Source organism: Streptomyces sp. NPDC006655 (assembly GCF_040703965.1).
Classification (GTDB): domain Bacteria; phylum Actinomycetota; class Actinomycetes; order Streptomycetales; family Streptomycetaceae; genus Streptomyces.
The window spans coordinates 1-21,952 of the sequence record NZ_JBEYJU010000124.1; the positions used below are offsets into that span (position 1 = coordinate 1).

General features: G+C 72.1%; 21 protein-coding genes. 12 read left to right on the forward strand and 9 right to left on the reverse strand.

Features of this window, described 5'->3' with window-relative positions; all coding sequences use genetic code 11:
* The coding region (locus tag AB0958_RS39695) for a heterodisulfide reductase-related iron-sulfur binding cluster (protein WP_366895337.1) at positions 1–306 on the forward strand (306 nt) is incomplete at its 5' end.
* Positions 307–517: 211 nt separating this feature from the next.
* Positions 518–1,846, forward strand: coding sequence for a hypothetical protein (locus tag AB0958_RS39700; protein WP_366895352.1), 1,329 nt, complete (start codon positions 518–520; stop codon positions 1,844–1,846).
* Between the two features lie 12 nt (positions 1,847–1,858).
* Here the strand turns inward: AB0958_RS39700 and AB0958_RS39705 are convergent, their stop codons facing one another.
* Entirely contained in the window at positions 1,859–2,965 is a 1,107-nt protein-coding gene (locus AB0958_RS39705; protein WP_366895353.1) for a substrate-binding domain-containing protein, read from the reverse strand.
* A 330-nt stretch (positions 2,966–3,295) separates the two neighbouring features.
* On the opposite strand from AB0958_RS39705, the gene AB0958_RS39710 reads away from it, so the two are divergent.
* Entirely contained in the window at positions 3,296–4,150 is an 855-nt protein-coding gene (locus tag AB0958_RS39710) for a GAF and ANTAR domain-containing protein (RefSeq protein ID WP_366895338.1), read from the forward strand.
* A gap of 174 nt (positions 4,151–4,324) precedes the next feature.
* Here AB0958_RS39710 and AB0958_RS39715 read toward each other — a convergent pair whose 3' ends face one another.
* Positions 4,325–4,648: a helix-turn-helix domain-containing protein gene (locus AB0958_RS39715; protein ID WP_366895355.1), complete on the reverse strand. Its 324-nt coding sequence runs from the start codon at positions 4,646–4,648 to the stop codon at positions 4,325–4,327.
* 136 nt (positions 4,649–4,784) lie between these two features.
* Between AB0958_RS39715 and AB0958_RS39720 the strand changes: the two genes are divergently transcribed.
* On the forward strand, positions 4,785–5,804 hold the full coding sequence (locus tag AB0958_RS39720) for a Ppx/GppA family phosphatase (protein WP_366895339.1): 1,020 nt from the start codon (positions 4,785–4,787) through the stop codon (positions 5,802–5,804).
* An 18-nt stretch (positions 5,805–5,822) separates the two neighbouring features.
* On the opposite strand, the gene AB0958_RS39725 is transcribed toward AB0958_RS39720, so the two are convergent.
* Positions 5,823–6,668: an RNA polymerase sigma factor SigF gene (locus AB0958_RS39725; RefSeq protein WP_366895340.1), complete on the reverse strand. Its 846-nt coding sequence runs from the start codon at positions 6,666–6,668 to the stop codon at positions 5,823–5,825.
* A 180-nt stretch (positions 6,669–6,848) separates the two neighbouring features.
* On the opposite strand from AB0958_RS39725, the gene AB0958_RS39730 reads away from it, so the two are divergent.
* Positions 6,849–7,325, forward strand: a complete 477-nt coding sequence (locus AB0958_RS39730; protein ID WP_366895341.1) for an ATP-binding protein — start codon at positions 6,849–6,851, stop codon at positions 7,323–7,325.
* 78 nt (positions 7,326–7,403) lie between these two features.
* On the opposite strand, the gene AB0958_RS39735 is transcribed toward AB0958_RS39730, so the two are convergent.
* Complete coding sequence (locus AB0958_RS39735; protein WP_132889616.1) at positions 7,404–7,574, reverse strand: hydrophobic protein; 171 nt, start codon at positions 7,572–7,574, stop codon at positions 7,404–7,406.
* A gap of 211 nt (positions 7,575–7,785) precedes the next feature.
* Here AB0958_RS39735 and AB0958_RS39740 point away from each other — a divergent pair, with 211 nt between their 5' ends.
* Complete coding sequence (locus AB0958_RS39740) at positions 7,786–8,460, forward strand: GAP family protein (protein ID WP_366895342.1); 675 nt, start codon at positions 7,786–7,788, stop codon at positions 8,458–8,460.
* 31 nt (positions 8,461–8,491) lie between these two features.
* Here the strand turns inward: AB0958_RS39740 and AB0958_RS39745 are convergent, their stop codons facing one another.
* From AB0958_RS39745 to AB0958_RS39755, 3 genes are read right to left on the reverse strand one after another with little or no spacing between them, the layout of a single operon-like run.
* A complete protein-coding gene (locus AB0958_RS39745; protein ID WP_366895343.1) occupies positions 8,492–9,712 on the reverse strand; it encodes a cytochrome P450 in 1,221 nt (406 codons plus the stop codon).
* Between the two features lie 18 nt (positions 9,713–9,730).
* Positions 9,731–11,125 (reverse strand): FAD/NAD(P)-binding oxidoreductase, encoded by a 1,395-nt coding sequence (locus AB0958_RS39750; RefSeq protein WP_366895344.1) that lies wholly within the window; start codon positions 11,123–11,125, stop codon positions 9,731–9,733.
* Positions 11,122–11,361: a ferredoxin gene (locus AB0958_RS39755; protein WP_132889621.1), complete on the reverse strand. Its 240-nt coding sequence runs from the start codon at positions 11,359–11,361 to the stop codon at positions 11,122–11,124. The genes AB0958_RS39750 and AB0958_RS39755 overlap by 4 nt, the downstream gene beginning before the upstream one ends.
* Positions 11,362–11,773: 412 nt before the next feature.
* Here AB0958_RS39755 and AB0958_RS39760 point away from each other — a divergent pair, with 412 nt between their 5' ends.
* The 5 genes from AB0958_RS39760 to AB0958_RS39780 all read left to right on the forward strand — a co-directional run bounded on the left by AB0958_RS39760 (position 11,774) and on the right by AB0958_RS39780 (position 17,920).
* Positions 11,774–12,736: a cyclase family protein gene (locus tag AB0958_RS39760; protein ID WP_366895345.1), complete on the forward strand. Its 963-nt coding sequence runs from the start codon at positions 11,774–11,776 to the stop codon at positions 12,734–12,736.
* A gap of 108 nt (positions 12,737–12,844) precedes the next feature.
* Positions 12,845–14,425 carry a GMC family oxidoreductase gene (locus AB0958_RS39765; RefSeq protein ID WP_366895346.1) on the forward strand — a complete coding sequence of 527 codons (1,581 nt, stop codon included), beginning with the start codon at positions 12,845–12,847 and terminating at the stop codon, positions 14,423–14,425.
* Positions 14,426–14,591: 166 nt separating this feature from the next.
* A complete protein-coding gene (locus AB0958_RS39770) occupies positions 14,592–15,431 on the forward strand; it encodes an SDR family oxidoreductase (RefSeq protein ID WP_366895347.1) in 840 nt (279 codons plus the stop codon).
* A gap of 72 nt (positions 15,432–15,503) precedes the next feature.
* A complete protein-coding gene (locus AB0958_RS39775; protein WP_366895357.1) occupies positions 15,504–16,889 on the forward strand; it encodes a cytochrome ubiquinol oxidase subunit I in 1,386 nt (461 codons plus the stop codon).
* Positions 16,886–17,920, forward strand: a complete 1,035-nt coding sequence (locus AB0958_RS39780) for a cytochrome d ubiquinol oxidase subunit II (protein ID WP_366895348.1) — start codon at positions 16,886–16,888, stop codon at positions 17,918–17,920. The genes AB0958_RS39775 and AB0958_RS39780 overlap by 4 nt, the downstream gene beginning before the upstream one ends.
* Here AB0958_RS39780 and AB0958_RS39785 read toward each other — a convergent pair whose 3' ends face one another.
* A complete protein-coding gene (locus tag AB0958_RS39785; protein WP_366895349.1) occupies positions 17,921–19,759 on the reverse strand; it encodes a glycoside hydrolase family 15 protein in 1,839 nt (612 codons plus the stop codon).
* A 47-nt stretch (positions 19,760–19,806) separates the two neighbouring features.
* Entirely contained in the window at positions 19,807–20,373 is a 567-nt protein-coding gene (locus AB0958_RS39790; RefSeq protein ID WP_366895350.1) for a gluconokinase, read from the reverse strand.
* A 205-nt stretch (positions 20,374–20,578) separates the two neighbouring features.
* On the opposite strand from AB0958_RS39790, the gene AB0958_RS39795 reads away from it, so the two are divergent.
* Positions 20,579–21,901, forward strand: a complete 1,323-nt coding sequence (locus AB0958_RS39795; RefSeq protein WP_366895351.1) for a phosphatase PAP2 family protein — start codon at positions 20,579–20,581, stop codon at positions 21,899–21,901.
* Positions 21,902–21,952 lie beyond the last annotated feature (51 nt).

Here is a 21,952-nt window from a genome sequence, read left to right on the forward strand (position 1 = left end):
CGCGGCTTCTGCTGCGGCGCCGGTGGAGCGCGGATGTGGATGGAGGAGCGGATCGGCAAGCGCATCAACAACGAGCGCGTCGACGAAGCCCTCTCCCTCAACCCCGACATCGTCTCCACCGCCTGCCCCTTCTGCCTCGTCATGCTCACCGACTCCGTCAATGGCAAGAAGAACGAAGGCACGGCCAAGGAGTCCATCCAGGTGGTGGACGTGGCCCAGCTGCTCCTCGACTCGGTCAGGACGCCGGTGGACCCGGCGGGCCAGGAGGAGCCGGAGAACGCGCCGGAGCCGGAGCCGGTGAAGTAGCAGGAGCGCTACCGGCGGCCACGGCCGCCCGGTCCGACGCCCCTCAGGCCCAGTCCGGGCCTGAGGGGCGTCGTCGTTCCCGGGGCGGGCGTCCGCGGGCCGGCCGGCCACCCGGTCGGACGCCTCGTTGACCCGTACGGCCCGCCTCTGCTCGCGTACGCGGTCCGGTGCGGTTCGGCTGGAGGAGGACCGGATCGACCTGGAGGTACGGGTGACGGACGACGACGCGCACGGGGACGCCGGGGCGAAACGGTCCGACGTGCAGGAACTGCGGGCCCGGCTGGCGGCCCTGGAACAGGAGCGCGCCCGGCCGCCCCGGCACTGGGTCAGGTCCGGCCTCGGCGCCCTGCTCATCGTCCTCGGCTGCCTCCTCGCCCCGCTCTCCGTGGTCGCCGCGTGGGCGGCCGACCAGGTGGCGGACACCGACCGCTACGTGGCCACGGTCGCCCCGCTCGCCTCGAACCGCGAGGTGCAGAACGCCGTGGCGAACCGGGCCACCGACGCGCTCATGAGCCACCTCGACCTGCCCGCCCTGCTCGCGGACGTGACCCCCGCCGACCGGCCCCGGTTGCAGCAGGCGCTGGGCGGCCGGCTGGGCGGCGCCCTGGAGAGCGCGGTCCGCAGCTTCGTCCACGACCAGGCCCTCAGGATCGCCGGGTCCGACGCGTTCCGGACCGTGTGGATCGAGGCCAACCGCCGGGTCCACAGCTCCCTCGACAAGGCGCTCACGGGCAGCGGCGGCGGCGCGGTGCAGCTGACGAACTCCTCGGTCACCCTGGACATCGGTCCCCTCGTGGACCGGGTCAGACAGCGCCTGATCGACTCCGGGCTGTCCGTCGCCCAGCACATCCCGTCCGTGCACACCGACTTCACCCTCCTCAGGTCCGACCAGGTGGGCAAGGTCAAGACCTATGTACGGCTGCTGCAGCTCGCCGGGAACTGGCTGCCGGTGCTGGCCGTCCTGCTGGTCGGGGCCGGCGTACTGCTCTCGGTGCGGCGGCGCCGGGCACTGGTGGCGGGCTGTCTCGGCGTCGCCGTCGCCACCGGCTTCCTCGGCATCGCCCTGCGGGTGTTCCGCGTGTTCTACCTCGACCGGCTGCCCGCCGGGGTGTCGCCGGGCGCGGCGGCGGCCGTCTACGACGCGCTGGTGCACTTCCTGCAGACCACCGTGCGGATGGTGATCGCCCTGGCCGTCGTGGTCGCCCTGGCCGCCTGGCTCAGCGGGCCGGGACGGCACGCCGGGCTGGTGCGGCGGCTGTGGACCTCCGGGATCCTGGCGGTACGGGGCACCGCCGACCACGCCGGGCTGCGCACCGGTCCCGTCGGCCCCTTCGTCCGCCGGTACCGCATCTGGATCACCTGGCTGCTGGTGGCCGTGTCGCTGCTGGTCTACCTGCTGTGGCCGTACCCGACGGGCTGGGTGGTGATCGGCATCGCCCTGTGCCTGCTGTTCGCACTCGCCGTCGTGGAGTTCCTGGCGGCCGAGCCCCCGCCGCAGCCCCCGCCCGCCGCGCGGGCCCCGGCCCGCACCCCCGTCTGAGCCGCGGACCCGCTACCTGAGACCGATGGCCGCGCAGGCGGCCGCGTACTTCGCGGTGCAGATCTCCTTGACGGAGTAGACGCCGTCCGCGACGACCGTGTCCTTGATGTTGTCCCTGGTGAGGGAGACCACCGGGACGAGCGTCGCGGGAACGGCCTTCTCGGTCGGGCTGTCGACCTTGTCCCGGGTCAGCGCGTCGTACTGGATGTCCTTGCCCTGCACCTTGTACACCGCCATCTGCGCGGCGTCGGTGGCCTCGTCCAGGAACGACTTGTACACCGTCATGTACTGCTCGCCGGAGACCACCCGCTGCACCGCGTCCAGGTTCGCGTCCTGCCCGGTGACCGGCGGGAGCCTGGTGGCGCCCGCCTGCTTGAGGGCGTCGATGACGGCACCGGCCATGCCGTCGTTGGCCGAGTAGACCGCGGCGATGTTGCCGAGGCCGACCGCGCGGATCGCCTTCCTCATGTTCGCCTCGGCCACCGCGGGCGACCACTTGGCGGTGTCGTACTCCTCGGCGATCCGCACCTTGCCCTTGAGCTCGCTGAGGGCGCCCGCCTTGAACCGCGCCGTGTTCGGGTCCGCCGGGTCGCCGTTCATCATGACGATCTCGCTGGTGGCGGCCTTGCCGCCGAGCGCCTCGATGATGGCGCGGGCCTGGACCTCGCCGACGAGTTCGTTGTCGTGCGAGACGTACGCGTCGATCGGGCCCTGGGCGAGCCGGTCGTAGGCGATGACGGGGATACCGGCGGCCTTGGCCTTGCGGACGTCCGGTGCGATGGCCTTCGCGTCCAGCGCGTCCACCACGATGATGTCGACCTTCTTGGCCACCATCTCCTGGAACTGCCGGCTCTGCCTGTCCTGGCCGGCCTCGGCGTTGGCGTAGTCGACCTTGCCCTTGCCGTGCGTGAGGGCGGCCACCTCCTTCTCGAAGATGGGGTGGTCGAAGGCCTCGAAGCGGGCCGTGTCCTTGTCGGGCAGGAGCAGCCCCACCGTGATGTCGTCGCCCTTCTTCGCGGAAGCGGAGTCCGCTCCCCCGCCGATGTCGTCGACGGCACCGCACGCGGTGAGCAGGAGAGCGGACGCGGAGGCGGCCAGCGCGGGTGCGATACGGGACAGAAGGGTCCCGCGCAGGATGGGAGAGCTCACCTCAGGCACCTTCCGCCTCACGGCACGTCAAGAGGTATGGACGATAACGTGGTTGAGGGACGGCCGGGAGGGAGAGGCTGCGCGCTTTCTGTGCACGGTGTGTGCCCGACCTGTGCACGGACGGCCACCACGGACGGCCACCACGGACCAGGACGCCTGACGGCTCGGGAACGGGGCATGCTTACAGGTGCAGAGAGGGTGCTTCGACCAGCAGGCACCGCAGTGTGCCGCCGCCCGTGCGCAACATACCCCGGCTGCGAGGTTCCGCACGGGCGCTGACAGTTCAGGAGACCCTCGTCAGTGACCGAGCATCCGCATGCACCCGGCCGGCCGTCCGGCCCGTCGTCAGGGGCACTGGACCCCGCACCCCGGGACGCCACGCCCCGTTCCGTCGACGAGCGCAACCGGCGGCTGGCCCGAGCCGGTGTGGCCCGCGCCGAGGAACTCCTCGTGAAGCGCTACCCGATCCCCACCCGTGAGGAAGCCTTCGACCTGCTGCGCCGCACGTCGCAGAAGTTCAACGTCAAGCTCCACACCCTCGCCGACGTCGCGGTCCGGCTGCCCGCCCCGGCGGCCGGCGCCCCCACCTGGGTGCCGCACCGTCCGCAGGGCGCCGCGCCCGCGCTGCCCGCCCTGCGCTCCGGACCGGAACGGCTCACCGGCCACGGCGCCGTCCTCAAGGCCGCCCTGCGGCACAGCCTGCACGTCGCCGACGCCCCCATGGGCAATGTGCAGCTGGTGGAGAACGGCCTGCTGCGCCTTGAGGAGCACACCGGACTGAACCGGCGGTTCACCGAGTACTTCGCCTTCGTCGAGGACTCGACGACGGCGTGCGCCCGGGCCGCCGAGGAGCGCCGGCAGGTCACCGTCAAGGACATCGCCGCCTCCGACATCTTCGACGAGCCGTCCCGGGAGGCGATCCTCCAGGCGGGCAGCCGGGCCTGCCACAGCATTCCGCTGATCAGCCCCCGGGGCCGGGTGATGGGCATGATCTCCACCCATCACGAGAAGCCGCTGAGCGACTTCAGCGTCGCCCAGCTGGCCGCCCTGCACCACGTCGGCGGCCAGGTCGGCCGCTGGCTGCTGTGGCACCGCAACACCGCGGTCCTCGGCGCCCTCAACGCCCTGCACGCCGACGCCACCCACGGGGGCTGACCGCCCCCGCGAAACGGGTCGGATCCGAGGGTGTGAATCCGGCCCACTCGGGCACTTCGGCGACAAGGGCTCGCTTGGGGACGCAGGCGAGAGCCGTCGGCCCACCGGCGAACGGCTGTGTGTCCGCCGCGCCCCCTTGCCCGCGGCCCGTCGGACACGCCCCGGTCCACCGCCCTAGGTACTCGTGCCCTGGCGCTCGGCCTCGTCCCTGAGCAGCATCGACAGCAGCGCGGCGACCGTCAGCCCGGCCTCGGCCGGATGACGGAGCACCTTGCTCGGGTCGATGCTGTACTGGTTGGAGCGGCCGTTGCGGATGTGGGAGAGGTACCCGTCCTGCTCCAAGTCCGCGATGATCTTCTGGACGGCACGTTCCGTGAGCCGGCACCGCGCGGCGATGTCCCGGATCCGCGCGTCGCGGTTGTCCGCGATGCCGGCCAGGACGCGCGCGTGACTTGTCAGAAAGGTCCAGCCGGCATGCGGCTCGGGAACTTCCGCCACTCCCACCATGGCCCACATCGTACGACCGGATATTCGTGCGCACCAAGATACGAATAAATGTTCCTGCATGTCTCGACCCTTCATCCCGCTGTGCACAGCTCGCATCACCTCGGCGACGCTGGGTACGCACAGGGGCATGAGGGTGAGCGTGGTCGACGCGGGCTCCAACACGGTGCGACTGGTGGTCAGCGACGCCACGGGCGGAGTGCCGTTACCGGTGCACACCGCCAAGTGGAAGCTGCGGTTGTCCGAACAAGTCGGTCCGGACGGTCAGTTCGGTGAGCGGGCCACGGAGCAGTTGGTCAGGGCGCTGCGCCGGGCGACGGAGATCGCGGGGCGGTGGGGGGCGCCGGAGCCGCTGGCGTTCGCGACGGCGGTGGTGCGCAACGCTCCGGACCGTACGGCGGTGCTGCGGGCGGTGGCCCGGGACACCGGGGTACGGCTGTGCGTGCTGCCCGGTGAGATGGAGGCGGAGCTGACCTTCCTGGGGGTGCGGCGCTGGATGGGCTGGCGGGCCGGGCCGCTGGCGGTCTTCGACATCGGGGGCGGTTCCTCCGAGGTGGCGTTCGGACGGGGCCGGATGCCGGAGTTCGCGGTGTCCCTGCCGCTCGGCGCGGGCCGGCTCACCCACGAGTTCCTCGGCCATGACGGGCGCCCGTCGGACGAGGAGCTACAGGCGCTGCGCCGCCGGGTGCGCCACCAGCTGCGGGACGCCACCGCCCGGATCCGCTGGGAGCACCCGCACACCGCCGTCGCCACCTCCCGGACCTTCCAGCAGCTGGCCCGGCTGTGCGGGGCCGCGCCGGGCCGCCGGGGACCGTTCGCCGACCGGATCGTGCGCCGGGCCGACCTGCGGGGGGCCATCGACCGGCTGGCCGCCCTCCCGGCGGCCGAACGCCACACCCTGCCGGGTATCTCGGCGCCGCGAGCCCGGCAGAGTCTCGCGGGGGCGATCGTCGGGCACACCGCGATGAAGCTGAGCGGCGTGAAGACGGTGACGATCTGTCCCTGGGCCCTGCGCGAGGGCATCCTGCTGCGTTACCTGGAGGACGGCGCCGACTGGTGGTCCGACATCGAGCGCACCCACCAGGAACGTCCCCACCCCGCTCCGCAGCCGACCGTCACCCCCCTGTCCCCACGCCCGACAGCCCGCTGACAAGGGTTGCCGAGCGGGTCACTGGGTGGTGAGGAGGTTCTCCCTGAGGTGGGTGAGGGTGCGGGTGAGCAGGCGGGAGACGTGCATCTGGGACACTCCCAGGCGCTCCCCGATCTGGGCCTGCGTGAGTTCCTCCACGAACCGCATGTGGATGATCTGCCGGTCGCGTTCGTCGAGGGCGGCGATCAGCGGGGCCAGCGCGTGGAAGTCCTCCACGAGCTCCAGGGCCGCGTCCTCGGTGCCGATGAAGTCCTGCAGCACCGCCTCTCCGTCCGTGCTGCCGCCGATGGTGGCGTCCAGGGAGGAGGAGTTGTAGCCGTTGGCGGCGAGGCGGGCCTCCCGCACCTCGTCCTCGGGCAGGCTCATCAGCTCGGCCAGTTCCCGGTCCGTGGGCAGCCGGCCCAGCCGGCTCTGCAGCTCCTCCGTGGCCCTGGCGAGCTGGACGCGGGCCTCCTGGAGGCGGCGCGGCACGTGCACGGCCCAGGTGGTGTCGCGGAAGAACCGCTTGATCTCACCGACGATGTAGGGGATGGCGAAGGAGGTGAACTCCGCCTCCCGGGACAGTTCGAACCGGTCGATCGCCTTGATCAGGCCGATCATGCCGACCTGGACGATGTCCTCCATCTCCTCCGGCCCGCGGCTGCGGAACCGGCCCGCGGCGTACCGGACGAGGGACATGTTCATCTCGATCAGCGTGCCGCGGGCGTACTGGTACTCGGGCGTGCCTTCCTCCAGCACGGCCAGCCGCTCGAAGAACAACCGCGACAGCTGACGGGCGTCCCGCGGGGCCACCTGGGACGGGTCGGCCACCTCCGGAAGCACACTGGTCCGCGTGGCCTGTGTCTTCGTGCTCATGGACGCCATGCCGTTCCCCTCCCGAGTCCGTTGCCTGCGCGGACGCCGCCTACGGCAGTCGGCGTCGCCGCGCGTGTACCCCTTCATCGTCCCCCTACACCGGTGAGTTTGCGAGTCCCGGTCTGCACACCGCGCGCAATCCGGGGCAGACGAGACAGACAGCCGTTCGGCCGAGGGAAGGAGGAGACGGTGGCAGAAGGACCGGAACAGGGATCGGAGACCGGGTCGGGGCCGGCGCGGTCGTCGTTGAGGGCGGTGGGATGGGCACGCTCGCTGCCCGCGAGCAGGGGGGTGCGCACGGCGAGGGAGTGGACGCGCGGCCATCTGGCCACCCTCGGCTGGACCCGGACCGCCCCCGACCTGGTGGACTCGGTGCTGCTGACCGTCTCCGAACTGGTCACCAACGCCCACGTCCACGCCCACAGCGCGGCACAGCTGATCCTGGTCTGGGACGAGGAGTGCCTGCACGTGACCGTGCACGACACGTCCCCGCAGCTGCCCGAGCAGCGCCGCCCCGGCGACGAGGCGCAGGGCGGCCGCGGCATGCTCCTGGTCGACGCCCTCGCCGACACCTGGCAGGCCCAGCGCTGCCCCCGCGGCAAGGACGTCATCGCCTGCTTCCGCCCCCCGTCCGGCGCCACGTCCAGCGCCACGGTCGGCTACTAGCGGGTGCCCGCACGCCCCAGGGCCCGGCCGTCGGGACGGCCGGGCCCTGGGGCGTCGGTGGTGGTTACGACGGTCGGGTCACCATCGGTACCAGCGACCGCGGCCACCCCCTGTGGTGGTGGAGCGCATGACGAAGCCCAGCAGCCACACCACCAGGACGACGACCGCGACCCACCAGAGGATCTTGAGAGCGAAACCGGCCCCGAACAGGATCAGGGCGAGCAGCAGAACGAGCAGCAAGGGAACCATAGTTATCAACCTCCTGACCGCCGTGTGCCCTTCATTGATTCCCGCATGCGCAACAACGCCTTGTTTGTGAAGGGAAAGTGGGGGAATAGCAACGCGCCCACCGCGGAGCCGGTGACGGTCACCCGTTCGGCGGGTGCCGGTGGCCGGTGGTCCCGGGGGCCGCCACGATGGCCTGGGATCACCCGTTTCTCTCGCCCCGCCGGAGGCCGCAGTGGGACACGCTGTCGGGGACGTGCTGGGCCTGGCCGCCGGTGTCGCGGTCAGCCCCCTGCCGATCGTGGCGATCATCCTCATCCTGGCCACCCCGCGGGGGCGCCTCAACGGAAGCCTGTTCGCCCTCGGCTGGCTGCTGGGGCTCGCGGGACTCGGCGCGGTCATGCTGGCGGTGGGCGGCACGGGCGACGCCTCGGCCCACAAGCACCCGGCCACCTGGGTCGGGGCTCTCAAACTCGCCCTGGGCGTACTCCTCGTCGTCTTCGGCGCCCTCCAGTGGCGGCGCCGCCCCAGGGACCCCTCCCAGGCCCGGCTGCCGAAGTGGATGGAGGCGATCGACCGCTTCACCCCGGTCAAGATCGTCGGCCTGGGCCTGCTGCTCTCGGCGGGCAACCTCAAGAACGCGCCCCTGACCATCGCCGCGGCCGCCTCCATCAGCTCCGCCGGGATCCCCGTGCCCCAGCAGATCGGCGCCCTCGCGGTCTTCGTGGTGATCGCGTCCCTGGGTGTGCTCGCGCCCCTCGCCGTCTACCTGGTCATGGGCGACCGTGCCAGGGGCCTCCTCGCGAACTGGCGGGAGTGGGCCGCCCGGCACAATGTCGCCGTCCTGGCCGTCCTGTTCTTCGTGCTCGGCCTCAAGCTCGTCGGCGACGGCATCACCATCCTCACCTGAGAAGCCCGCGCGGCCCGGCCGACCGCCGCCGTCAACCGCCGTCCTGCCGGACCTGCAGATGGATCGGCCCGCGCAGCACGGGACTGCGCCGGTACGGCGGCGGGTCGCTGACCAGCGTGAGCCCGTCGAGGCGCCGTACCGTCTCGCCCAGCGCGATCTGCGCCTCCCGGCGGGCCAGCGGGCCGCCGAAGCACAGGTGGATGCCGCTGCCGAAGCCGAGGTGCTGGTTGTCCCGGCGGTCGGGGTCGAAGCGGTCGGGTTCGACGAAGCGCCCCGGATCGCGGCTGCCCGAGGCCAGCATCAGCATGATCTGCGAGCCCTTGGGGATGACGGTGTCGGCGACGGTGACGTCGCTGTACGCCGCCCGCCAGGGAATGATGTGCACCGGCGGCTCGTAGCGCAGCAGCTCCTCGACCAGCGGCACCACCAGTTCCGGCTCGCCGCGCAGGCGGTCCAGCACCTGTGGGTGGCGCAGCAGCGTCAGCATGCCGTTGGCGATGAGGTTGACGGTGGTCTCGTGACCGGCGATCAGCAGCAGGTTCGCGGTGCTGATGATCTCCTCGTCGGTCATCCGCCCGTCCGGCCCGTCGTCGTTGGCCAGCCGGGACAGCAGGTCGTCGCCCGGGTGGCCGTGGCGCTGCGCCACCAGCCCGCCGAGGAACTCCCGCAGGTCCTGGCGGGCCGCCACGCCCTTCTCCAGTTTCTCCTTCGGGTCGGTGGCGGGGTTGTAGTCGATCGAGTTGATGAGGTCGTTCACCCACAGCCGGAACTTCGGTTCGTCCTCGCGCGGCACGCCGAGCAGCCGGCAGATCACCGTGACGGGGAACGGGTAGGCGAGGTCGTCGACGACGTCGATCTGCTCCTTGCCCGACATGCCGTCGATCAGGTCGCCGACGGTCGCGGTCAGGACCGGTTCCAGGCCGTCCACCAGGCCCGGGGTGTGCGGGGGGCCGAAGTGGCGCATCGCCATCCGCCGCAGCCGGTCGTGCTCGGGCGGGTCCAGGTTGATGAACGCCGGCGTGGTCTCCGACTCCTTGCCGGGCATCGGATGCGCCAGGTTGCGGACGTCGGAACTCACGTGCGGGTCGTGCAGCAGCTCGGCGAGTTCGCGGTACGTGCTGACGACGAAACTGCCGTCCTCCTGCCGGGCCACCGGCGTCCTGCGCAGCTCGGCGTAGAGCGGGTACGGGTCGGACCGGGAGGAGTAGTCGAGGATCCGGCGCAGCGTGTCGGGCGCCTGGGTCGTGGTCATCTCGCTTCCTTTCCGCCGCTACCGGTGGTGCTGGTGCGCGGCCGTGACGCGCCGCTCGGCCGGGTCGTGTCCGGTGACGACCACGGTGGCGCCCTGCGCGAGCAGGGTGGGGCCGGGGAAGTCGACCGGCACCGGCTTCATGTCGACGGGCTGGTCGGGCGTGGGGCAGGGCGGCGGGAAGGGCGCGGCCGTCTCGATCAGACGCCGGTAGTGATCCAGCCACTTCGCGTTGTTGAAGCTGACGGCCGCGGTGACCCGCCCCCGGTAGCCGTACGCGGCGACGAACCGGTGGTCGGCCACCGACCCCTGGCTGACGATCACCTCGTCGGCGAAGGTCGGCACGCCGACGGACTTGATGTTGACGCCGAACTGGATCGACCAGAACAGCGGCACGGACAGGTGGGGCCAGCGGTCCGCCTGGCCGTGGACCATGTTGTGGGCCGCGACCTCGGCCTGCTCCACCGCGTTGGCCCAGTGCTCCAGCGAGATGAGCCGGTACTCGTAGACCGGGTTCGGGCAGCGGGCCACGTCGCCGGCGACGAAGACGTCGTCGGTGATCAGGCCGTTGAGGTCCATGGCCCGGCAGCCGGTGTCACAGGCGATGCCCCACACCCCCGCCGCCAGTCCCGACCCCTGCAACCACTCGGTGTTGCGGATGCCGCCGAGCGCGACCACCGCCACGTCGACGTCCAGGGTGCTGCCGTCGTCGAAGTGGGCCCGGCGCAGCCGGCCCTGCGCGTCGCCCTCCAGCCGGGTCACCTTGACCCGGCACCGCAGGTCGACGCCGTGCGCCCGTTGCAGGTCCGCGGCCACGTCCCCGACCATGGCGCCGAGCGCGCCGACCAGCGGGGCCGGCGCGAGTTCGGCGACGGTCACCGGGATGTCGCGCTCCCGGCAGATGGAGGCGATCTCGGAGCCGGTGAACCCGGCACCGATGACCAGCACCCGGGAGGGCCCGGCGGCGAGGGCCTGCTGCAGACCCTCGGCGTGTTCGCGGGTCCGTACGACGAACACGCCGTCCAGCGCCGCCTCGCTCTCCACGAACCAGGGCCGGGCCCGTACGCCGGTGGAGATCAGCACCCGGTCGAAGGGGACCTCGCGTCCGTCGGCGAGCCGTACGTGGTTGGCGGCCAGGTCGAGGCCGGTCGCGGGCACGCCGAGGAGCCACTCCGCGTCGATCTCGCGCCGGCGCGGCAGCGCGGTGGCGTCGGCCGGCACCCACCCGGTGAGCACCTGCTTGGACAAGGGGGGACGGTCGTAGGGTTCGCCGAGTTCGTCGCCGATCATCGTCAGCGAGCCGGTGAACCCCTCGTCGCGCAGGCACTCCGCGGCCCGCAGTCCGGCCAGCGACGCCCCGACGATCACGATGCGGCCGTCGCGCCTGAACGCGCGCAGGTTGTCGGCACTGGTCATGACGTCGACGCCTCCACCGGGACGTCCCGCCCCTGCGGCCGTCCCTCCAGCCGGTCGACCAGGATCGCCTGGACCGGACAGGCCGCCGCCGCCCGCAGCACCCGTTCGCGCTGGGCGTCGTCCGGGCTCGGGTCGTACATCAGCGCTTCCTCGCCGTGCATCCGGAACGCGTCCGGAGCCAGGAAGGCGCACTGCGCGTACCCCTCACATCGGGAAAGATCTACGACAACTCTCATCCCGGCCTCCACAGGACTGCGAGCCGCGGACCCTGAAGCAGGCACCGCTCCGGCGCGGGAGCGCGAGCCGCACCGCCTCTGCCGGGTCTCCGCAGCAACGACTGGTCATCGCGAGAAGCAGCTGGTCACTCTGGTCACGCTGGTCATCGCGGAAAGGGATCGGCGTCGGCGCAAGGACCGCCGTGACGTCGGTGGGACGCCCGGAGATCCTTGCGTTTCACCCGGTCAGCCTATGCCGCACCCCCCTGCGCCGCACCCCGGGAGACCGGCTCCCACGGCCCAGTCGGACACCGCGGACCCGGGTGCTCCGCCCGCGCCCGGCGGGTGGTCCGGCCGTCCGGGTGGTTCGGTGGCGGAAGGGGGTCGTGGTGCGGCGGCGGGCGTGGTGCCGCCCGGAGCAGGAGGTTTCCCGATGGCCTCGGAACAGCCGGTGTCCCCCCGTCCCGGGCCGCCGCGGCCCCTGACCGAGGAGGCCTTCCGTGACCTGTACCGCCGGCTGCGGGAGCGGGCCGGGGAGAGCGGGGCGGGCCGGCGGGGCGGGCTGGACCGGCTGACGCCGGAGCGGATCGTGGCGGCCGCCGCCGAGGTCCGCTCCGGACGCACCGTGTCACTGGCCGCGCCCGTCGAGACCAGGCCCGCTCCGGACAGCCCGGAGCCCGCGCGCCACCGGATGATCGGGCCCGCCCACGACGAGACCGCGGCGCCCGGCCTGGTCTTCGCCCGCGACCGGTTCGCCATGAACGTGCACAACGACGTCGACAGCCACCTCGACGCGCTGTGCCACGTGATCTTCGACGGCGAGCTGTACGGCGGTCTTCCCGCGAGCACCGTGTCGGCGGACGGCGCCGGGGCGCTCTCGCTCGACCTGGTACAGGACGGGATCGTCGGCCGGGGTGTCCTCCTCGACATCCCGCGACTGCGCGGGGTGCGCTGGCTGGAGCCCGGCGACCAGGTGACCGCCGAGGACCTCGCCGCGGCCGAGGCCGTGCAGGAGACCCCGGTCGGACCGGGTGACCTGCTGTTCGTACGGGTGGGGCACCGGCTGCGGCGCCGGACCCTCGGGCCCTGGGACGTGACGCGGGACCGGGCGGGCCTGCATCCGACGGCGATGGAGTTCGTGGCGGCGCGGGGCGTGGCGGTCCTGGGCTCGGACGGCAACAGCGACGCCGCGCCGAGCGCCGTCGCCGGGGTCGGGTTCCCGGTGCACGTCCTGGCCGTCAACGCCCTGGGCCTGTACCTGCTGGACTGGCTCGACCTGGAGGAACTCGCGACGCTGTGCGCACAGCGGGCCGGCCGCCACTTCCTGTGCGTCGTCGCCCCGTTGCGGCTCCCGGCGGCGACCGGCTCCCCGGTCAACCCGATCGCCGTGCTCTGACCCGGACGCCGTCACCTGTCCCGGCCGCCGTCCGCTCCCGGCCGGGCTCCGGGTGCCGGGCCCCCACCTGGCGCGTACGTTCGAAGCAGAGACAAGGACGGTGTTGCCATGGACGCCCTGCCCCCGTACGACGTCATCGTGATCGGCACCGGTGCCGGCGGCGGCACCCTGGCCCACCGGCTGGCCCCGTCCGGGAAACGGGTGCTGATCCTCGAACGCGGCGACTACCTGCCCCGCGAGCGCGACAACTGGGACTCCACCGCCGTGTTCGTGAAGGCCAAGTACCGGGCCCCGGAGTTCTGGCTGGACCGGCACGGCCACGAGTTCCCGCCCGAGGTGAACTACTACGTCGGCGGGAACACCAAGTTCTACGGCGCGGCCCTGTTCCGGCTGCGCCCCGAGGACTTCGGCGAGCTCCGCCACCACGACGGCATCTCCCCGGCCTGGCCGCTCGGTTACGACGACCTGGAGCCGTACTACACCGAGGCCGAGCACCTCTACCTGGTGCACGGCCGGCACGGCGAGGACCCCTGGGAAGGGCCGTGCAGCGCCCAGTACGCCTACCCGCCGGTCGAACACGAGCCGCGCATCGAGCAGTTGAGCCTGGACCTGGAGAAGCAGGGACTGCACCCCTTCCACCTGCCGATCGGGGTCGACCTCACCCAGGGCGAGGACGGCCGGGCCACCCACTCCAGCGCCTGCATCCGCTGCAACCGCGTGGACGGCTTCCCCTGTCTGCTGCGGGCCAAGTCCGACGCGCAGGTGATCTGCGTGGAGCCCGCGCTCCGGCACCCGAACGTGGACATGGTCACCAACGCCCGGGTGACCCGCCTGGAGACCGACCCCACCGGACGCAGCGTCACCTCCGTCGTCGCCGAACTCCCCGGTGAGCGCGAGGCCCGGTTCTCCGCCGACGTGGTGGTCGTGGCCTGCGGGGCCGTCAACTCGGCGGCGCTGCTGCTGGCTTCGGCGAACGACCGGCATCCGCGCGGGCTGGCGAACAGCTCCGACGTGGTCGGCCGGTACTACATGCGCCACAACAACCTGGCGCTGATGGCGGTCTCGAAGGAACCCAACGACACCCAGTTCCAGAAGACCCTCGCACTGCACGACTGGTACCTGGGCGCGGACGACTGGGAGTTCCCGCTCGGCGGGATCCAGATGCTCGGCAAGTCGGACGCCGACCAGATCCACGGCGAGGCCCCCCGCTGGGCCGGGGCGGTCACGCCGGACATGCCCTTCGAGGTGCTGGCCCACCACGCCGTCGACTTCTGGCTGTGCGGCGAGGACCTGCCGCAGCCGGAGAACCGGGTGACCCTGGAGGACCACGGCCGGATCCGGCTCACCCTCGACGAGGGCAACAACACCGCCGGTCTGGGACGGCTGCGGCACAAGCTCCAGCACATGCTCGGCCACCTGGGCATGCACGAGCACCACCTGCTGTCCCGCAGCATCTACCTGCACAAGGGCATGCCGATCGGCGCCACCGCCCACCAGGCCGGCACGGTCCGGTTCGGCACCGACCCCGCGTCCTCGGCCCTGGACGTCACCTGCAAGGCGCATGACCTGGACAACCTCTACGTCGTGGACACCAGCTTCTTCCCGAGCATCGGAGCGGTGAACCCGTCCCTGACGGCCATCGCGAACGCGCTGCGCGTCGGCGACCACCTGCTGGAGCGACTGGGCTGAGTCCGCGCGGGCACCCGGCCCCCGACCGGGCGAAGATCCTCCGCCGGGCAGCGCAACGCGGTCCGCCACGGCGTGCCGCCGCCGTCCGCCGGTGCTTGTCTGAGGGCCCGGACCGCCGGGCGACGGGCCCGGCGGAGACGGCCACGCAGTGGAGGAGCAGGACATCGTGAGTTCCACCGAGGGCGCACCCCGGGGCGTGATCCCCGCGCACCTGCTGAAGGGCCAGAAGGCGCTGGTCACCGGCGCGAACTCCGGGATCGGCAAGGCGACGGCCATCGCCCTGGGCCGGGCCGGGGCCGATGTCGTCGTCAACTACGTGGCCGGCGCCGACGAGGCCGAGCAGGTGGTCGAGGAGATCACCGGCCACGGGGTCAAGGCGGCCGCCTACGAGGCGGACGTCTCCGACGAGCAGCAGGTCGTCGCCATGATGGACCGGATGGTCCAGGAGTTCGGCACGATCGACATCCTGGTCGCCAACGCCGGACTCCAGCGGGACGCGCCGTTCACCGAGATGACCCTCGCCCAGTGGCAGAAGGTCCTGGACGTCAACCTCACCGGCCAGTTCCTCTGCGCCCGGGAGGCGACCAAGGAGTTCCTGCGGCGCGGGGTCGTGCCCGAGGTGTCCCGGGCGGCCGGGAAGATCATCTGCATGAGTTCGGTGCACCAGGTCATCCCGTGGGCCGGGCACGTCAACTACGCCTCCTCCAAGGGCGGTGTGCAGATGATGATGGAGACACTGGCCCAGGAGCTGGCCCCGAAGAAGATCCGCGTGAACGCGATCGCGCCCGGAGCCATCAGGACCCCCATCAACCGCAGCGCCTGGGACACCCCCCAGGCCCAGCAGGACCTGCTGAAACTGATCCCCTACGACCGGGTCGGCGACCCCGAGGACATCGGCTACGCGGCCGTCGCCCTCGCCTCCGACCTGATGGACTACGTCGTCGGCGCCACCCTCTACGTCGACGGCGGGATGACCCTCTTCCCGGGCTTCGCCACCGGCGGCTGACCCGTGCACACGGCCCTGGCCCTCGCCGGATCCCTCGCCGACGCACCGGCGCAGACGCTCCCGGCCCGGTCGATGATGGCCTTCACCCTGGCCTCCCACATCATCCTGGTCCCCCTGGGCGTCGCGCTGCCGCTGATCACGCTCGTCATGCACGGCCTCGGCCTGCGCCGCGGTGACGCCACCGCCCTGCTGCTGGCGAGGCGGTGGTCGGCCGTCATGGCGGTGCAGTTCGCCATCGGCGTGGTCACCGGCACGGTGCTGTCCTTCGAGTTCGGGCTGCTGTGGCCCGGCATGATGGGCCGCTGGGGCGACGTCTTCGGCATCGGCTTCGGCGTCGAGGCGTGGGCGTTCTTCCTGGAGGCCGTCCTCATCGCCATCTACCTCTACGGCTGGCGCCGGCTGCCCGCCAGGACCCACTTCCTGCTCGGCCTGCCCCTGCCGCTGGTGGCCCTGCTCGGCGCCTTCGGCATCCTGGCCGCCAACTCCTGGATGAACACCCCGCGCGGCTTCACCCTGGACGCCGCGGGCAACCCGGTCGACGTGAAGATCTGGAAGGCCGTCTTCACCCCCATGTTCGGCCCGGAGTACTGGCACTTCGTCTTCGCCATGTTCGTGACCGCGGGGTACGTGGTGGCCGGTGTCTACGCCGTCGGCCGGCTGCGCGGCCGCCGGGACCGCTACCACCGGCTCGGCTTCACCGTCCCCTTCACCCTCGCCGCCGTGTGCACGCCCGTGCAGTTCGTCCTCGGCGACTCCATCGCCCGGCAGGTCTTCCACAAGCAGCCGGTGAAGTTCGCCGGCATGGAGATCGTCTGGGAGACCGCCACCCACCAGCCGGAGTACCTGTACGGCCGGCTGCACCCGGACGGCAGCATCTCCGGCGGCATCCGGATCCCGCAGCTCGACTCCGTCCTGGCCGGCTTCCGCCCGGACACCCGGGTCACCGGGCTCACCTCGGTCCCGGCGAGCGACCGGCCGACGGCCACCCAGGCCTCCATCGCCCACTTCGCCTTCGACACCATGGTCGGGATCGGCTCGCTGCTGCTCCTGCTCGCGCTCTGGTACGGCCTCGTGTGGCTCCGGCGGCGCCGGCTGCCGGTCTCCCCGTGGTTCTTCCGCGCCGCCGCGTGCGCCGGCGTGGCCTCCGTGGCGGCCGTCGAATGCGGCTGGATCACCACCGAGGTGGGCCGCCAGCCGTGGATCGTCTACCAGAACATGCGGGTCGCCGATGCGGTCACGGCGACCCGCTCCACCGGCCTGTGGATCATGTTCGCGGTGGTCGTCGTCGTGTACGTCCTCGTCTTCGGGTCGTTCCTCGCGGTGCTCCTGAAGATGCGCTCCCGCTGGCGGCTCGCCGACGAGCAGGGCGGCCCGCGGCCGCCGAAGGAGACCCCGGAGCACGAGACACCGGAGACGGACACGCCGTACGGGCCGCGCGCCGGCGGGAGCCGGCTGTGATCGCCGGGGTGATCGCCGTCGTCCTGCTGCTCGCGATCGCCGCCTACGCCTGCGGCGGGGGCACCGACTACGGCGCCGGCTTCTGGGACCTGACCGCGGGCGGCGCCGAGCGCGGCAAGCGTCCGCGGTGGCTGATCGACCACGCGATGGAGCCCGTCTGGGAGGTCAACAACGTCTGGCTGATCTTCGTCCTGGTCATCATGTGGACGGGTTTCCCGGTCCTCTTCCAGCGGGTGTTCACCACCATGTGGCTGCCGCTGGCGCTGGCCGCGGTGGGCATCGTGCTGCGCGGCGCCGGCTTCGCCCTGCGCAGGCCCGTACGGCGGCTGGCCGGACGGCGCCTGTACGGGGCGGTGTTCGCCGTCTCCTCGCTGCTCACGCCGTTCTTCCTCGGCGCCGCGGCCGGCGGGGTGGCCTCCGGCCGGGTGACCGCCACCACCACGGCGTCCACGGACGCCTGGGCCAACCCCACCTCCCTGCTGTTCGGCCTGCTCGCCGTCGCCGCCACGGCCACCCTCGGCGCCGTCTTCCTCGCCGCGGACGCCCGCCGCTTCGCCGCGCCCGACCTGGACCGCCACTTCCGCCGCCGGGCCTTCGGCGCCCTGGCCGCCGTCGCCGTACTCGCCGTCGTCACCCTGTTCGTCACCCACGGGGACGCGCACCACGTGTGGCACGGCCTGACGCACGGCGTCGGCCTCTTCTTCGTGATCGTGGCGGCGCTGGCCACGCTCGCCACCGTATGGCTGCTGACCCGCCCCTCGGGGGCCTGGTCGCGGGTCGCGGCGGTCGGTGTGGTCGCCTCGTCGATCCTCGCCTGGGGCATGGCGCAGCGCCCCTACCTCGTCCCGACCTCGCTGACCGTCGCCGAGGGCGCGGGCGCCCCCACCACCCTGCGCTGGCTGGGGCTGGTCACCCTGGTCGCCGTGGTCCTCGTCGTCCCCGCGGTCGTCTTCCTGTACTGGCTCGACACCCACGGCGAACTGGAGGGCCTCACCGACGCCGACCTGCGGCGCGGCGGCGACGAGGCCTGACTACCGCCGGTCGAGGGCGTCGTTGAGGGTGATCGCCGAGTCGATGAGCGCGAGGTGGGTGAACGCCTGCGGGAAGTTGCCGAGTTGGCGGCCCGTCGGGTCGATCTCCTCGGAGTACAGGCCCAGGTGGTTCGCGTACCCCATCATCTTCTCGAAGACCAGCCTCGCCCGGTTCGTCCGGCCGGCCCGCGCCAGGGCGTCGACGTACATGAACGTGCACAGCGAGAAGGTGCCCTCCGAGCCGCGCAGGCCGTCCGGCGAGGCGCTGGGGTTGTACCGGTAGACCAGGCTGTCGCTGACCAGCTCCTCCTCCATGGCGTCCAGGGTCGCCCGCCACATCGGATCCCCGGGCGTGACGAAGCCGACCGTCGCCATCCGCAGCAGCGCGGAGTCGAGGACCTCGCCGCCGTAGTGCTGCACGAAGGCCTGCCGGTCCTCGCTCCAGCCCTTGGCCATGACCTGCTCGTAGACGGCGTCCCGTTCGGCCTGCCAGCGTCCGGGGGTCGACGGCCATCCGGTCGCCTCGGCCAGGCGCAGCGCGCGGTCGAACGCCACCCACGACATCACCCGCCCGTACGTGAAGTCCTGGCGGCCGCCGCGGGTCTCCCAGATCCCCTCCTCCGCCTGGTCCCAGTGGTCGGCCAGCCACTCCAGGTCCGTCCGCAGCGAGGTCCAGCCGACGTGCCCGACCGTGAAACCGTGCCGGTGCGCGAAGTAGATGCTGTCCAACGCCTCGCCGTAGATGTCCAGTTGAAGCTGGGCGGCGGCGCCGTTGCCGATCCGGACCGGGGCGGACCCCTCATAGCCCTCCCAGTGGTCGAGAATCCGCTCGTCCAGTTCGGAGGAGCCGTCGACCTTGTACATGATGTTCAGCGGACCCGTGTCGCCGTGCCGGCCGGCCCGCTCCTTGACCCGGTCGCCCAGCCAGATGATGAACGCCCTGGCCTCCTCCGTGAAGCCCAGTCCCAGCAGGGCGTACACGGAGAACGAGGCGTCCCGGATCCAGGTGAAGCGGTAGTCCCAGTTGCGCTCGCCGCCCAGCTGCTCGGGCAGGGCCGCCGTCGGGGCGGCCACCAGGGCGCCGCTGGGGGCGAAGGTCATCAGTTTCAGCGTGATCGCGGACCGCTCGACCACCTCCCGCCAGCGCCCGGTGTAGCGGGACTGCGCCAGCCAGGTGCGCCAGAACGCCACCGTCTCGTCGAAGAGCCGTTCGTGCTCCTCGCGGCGGATCTCCCGGGGCGGGCCGTCCGCGCCCATCTCCAGGACCAGCCCGCGCTGCTCGCCCGCTTGCAGGGTCAGCGAGACCTGGAGGTCGGCGTCCCGGTGGGTCAGCAGGTCCGAGAGCCGCTCGTCCTCGGGTTCCCTGACGGGGTGCACGGTGAGCGTCGTGCCGTCCTCCGCGGCGAACACCGCCCCGTGCGGGGTGATGTGCACCTCGTGCTTCATGAGCCCGTAGTCGAACCGCGGGGCCACCTCCACGTCGAAGGTCATGGTGCCGCGCACACACCGGACCAGGCGGACCAGCCGGTGCCTGGACGTGGCCGTCGTACCGGTGACCGGCATGAAGTCGAGCACCTCGCCGGCCCCCGCCTCGGTCATGAACCGGGTCACCAGGATCGCCGTGTCGGGAAGGTACAACTGCTTGGTCGAATGGGTCGGGTGGGCCGGCCGGACCGTGCAGTGGCCGCCGTTCTCCTTGTCGAGCAGCGCCCCGAACACGCTCGGCGAGTCGAACCGGGGCGAGCAGAACCAGTCGACCGCTCCCTCGGTGGTCACCAGCGCGGCGGTCTGCAGGTCGCCGATCAGCCCGTGGTTCTCGATCAGCGGGTAGTCGTCCATCGGGGCGCCCCTTCCGGCGTGCGAGTCACCCGAGCGCACCCCCTCGATCAGCGTAAGCCGGTGCTCCCGCCCCGGCTCGTCGGCCCGGACCAGCCCCGCACCGCCCGCACGGCGGCCGCCAGGACGTCCGCCGGGCTCTCCGCTTCGTTGACGTCGACGGTGGCGCCCGGTTCGTCGGGGTGCAGCGGATCCAGCGTGGCGTACTGGGAGTCGAGCAGCTCAGGCGGCATGAAGTGGCCCGTGCGCCGCGCCAGGCGGGCCACCGCCACCTCACGGTCGAGGTGCAGGTACAGGAACCACACGTCCGCACCCGTGCGCCGGAACCGGTCGCGGTACGCGCGCCGGAGCGCGGAGCAGGAGGCGACACCGCCGTGTCCGCTCGCCGCGGTGGCCCGGATCCACCGCGTGATCGCCGCCAGCCAGGGCCGCCGGTCGGCGTCGTCCAGCGGGTGTCCGGACGCCATCTTGGCGAGGTTCGCGGCGGGATGGAGGTCGTCCCCCTCCAGGAACGGCACACCGAGCAGCTCCGCGAGTCCGGCTCCCACGGTGGACTTGCCGGACCCGGACACCCCCATCACGATCACCACGCGCGAACCGCCGGCGCCGGGAAGCATGCCTCCACTATCACCCCGGGCCGCCGATCGGGCAGCGGGACAACCCGGGGCGCGGTCCAGCCGTCTTCTCCTCTCGGGCAAGCTGGTCCCTGGCCCGGGGGAGAACGGATCGCGACCGGAAGGTGGCAGCGACAGAAAATTGAGATACATACCTAGGCAGTTTTCTGCGCGGACGGACAGCACGGGCACGGCGAGACCCTGGGCCGTGGCGGGTGGCGTGGCCCTCGGATTCCTCGTGGCGCTGGAATTCTTCGCGCGCCGCCACGGCCTGCCGGGGCCGCTCACCAACCAGGCACGGGAGGTGGTGTTCGCCCCGAAATCGGGGTTCCTGCTGTACGCCGGCATGGCGTTGACGATGACGGTGCTCACCTGGCGGCAGCGGTTCGTCGCGCTGGGCGCCGCGATCGGGATCGACCTGGTGTTCTGGGTGGTCCGCTGGGCGTCCGGCACCGAGGTGACCGAGGGCCACCCGTTCGGCAACGGCGCGCTGTGGGTGATCCTGGGCATCGGGGTCCTCGCCGTCACCCGCCGGACCGGGCCGGAACGCGTCCTGCTGCTCAAGGGGGTGGGGCTGGGTCTGCTGCTGGTCACCGGCCGCAAGACCGGGGACATCTGGCTGATCATCACCTCCAAGACCCGGCCCACGGTGCTCGACCAGTACGTGGCGACCGCCGACCACGCGCTGGGCAACCCCTCCTGGCTGGTGGGCCGGCTGGTCACGGCCACCGGCGCGGTCGGTTACAACCTCCTCGACGTCGTCTACAGCCAGCTCGCCGTGGCCGCGGTCGTCGTCGCGCTGTACCAGCTGCGGAACGTGGCGGCCGAACGCCGCTTCCCGCGCCACCACCTGGTGCGCACGTTCCTCGCGATCGGCCTCCTCGGACCGGCCGTCTACATGATCTTCCCGGTGGTCGGGCCGGTCTTCGCGTACGGCACCGGCGTCGAGCACTGGTCGTCGCTCAGCCTGTGGCCGGAGGCGGTCCCGCCCTCGGGCGGGCACTTCGAGGTGGCGAACCTGTGGCCGGGCACCCCGCCGCCGGTGGCTGCCCCGCACCCCATGGGGTTCGACGGGGTCACCCCGCGCAACTGCATGCCCAGTCTGCACACGGCCTGGGCCGTCACGATCTTCGTGCACTCCCGCGGCGGCCCGCGGCCGCTGCGCTGGGCGGGCGCGTTCTGGCTGGTCGCCACGCTCACCGCGACGCTGGGGTTCGGCTACCACTACGGCGCCGACCTCGTCGCGGGCGTGGTGTTCGCGCTGACGGTCGAGGCGGCGCTGCGCACCTTCGACCGCGGCTGGGACCGGGCGGGGATACGGCTGGTGGCGTACGGCACGACGGTCTTCGTCGCGCTGCTGGTCGCCTACCGCTGGCTGCCGTTGCCGATGGCCGAGCACCCGTGGCTGGCCGGGCCGCTGCTCGTGCTGGCGATGGCCTCGGTGGTCTACGGCTTCGTACGGACCGTCGCCCAGTGGGACCCGAAGGCCGTGCCCGTGCCACGACCGGAACTCCAGCCGGAACCGACGTGACCTGCCCGGCCCCGTACGGCCGGACGGCGGCCCGGGTACGGAACCCGGGCC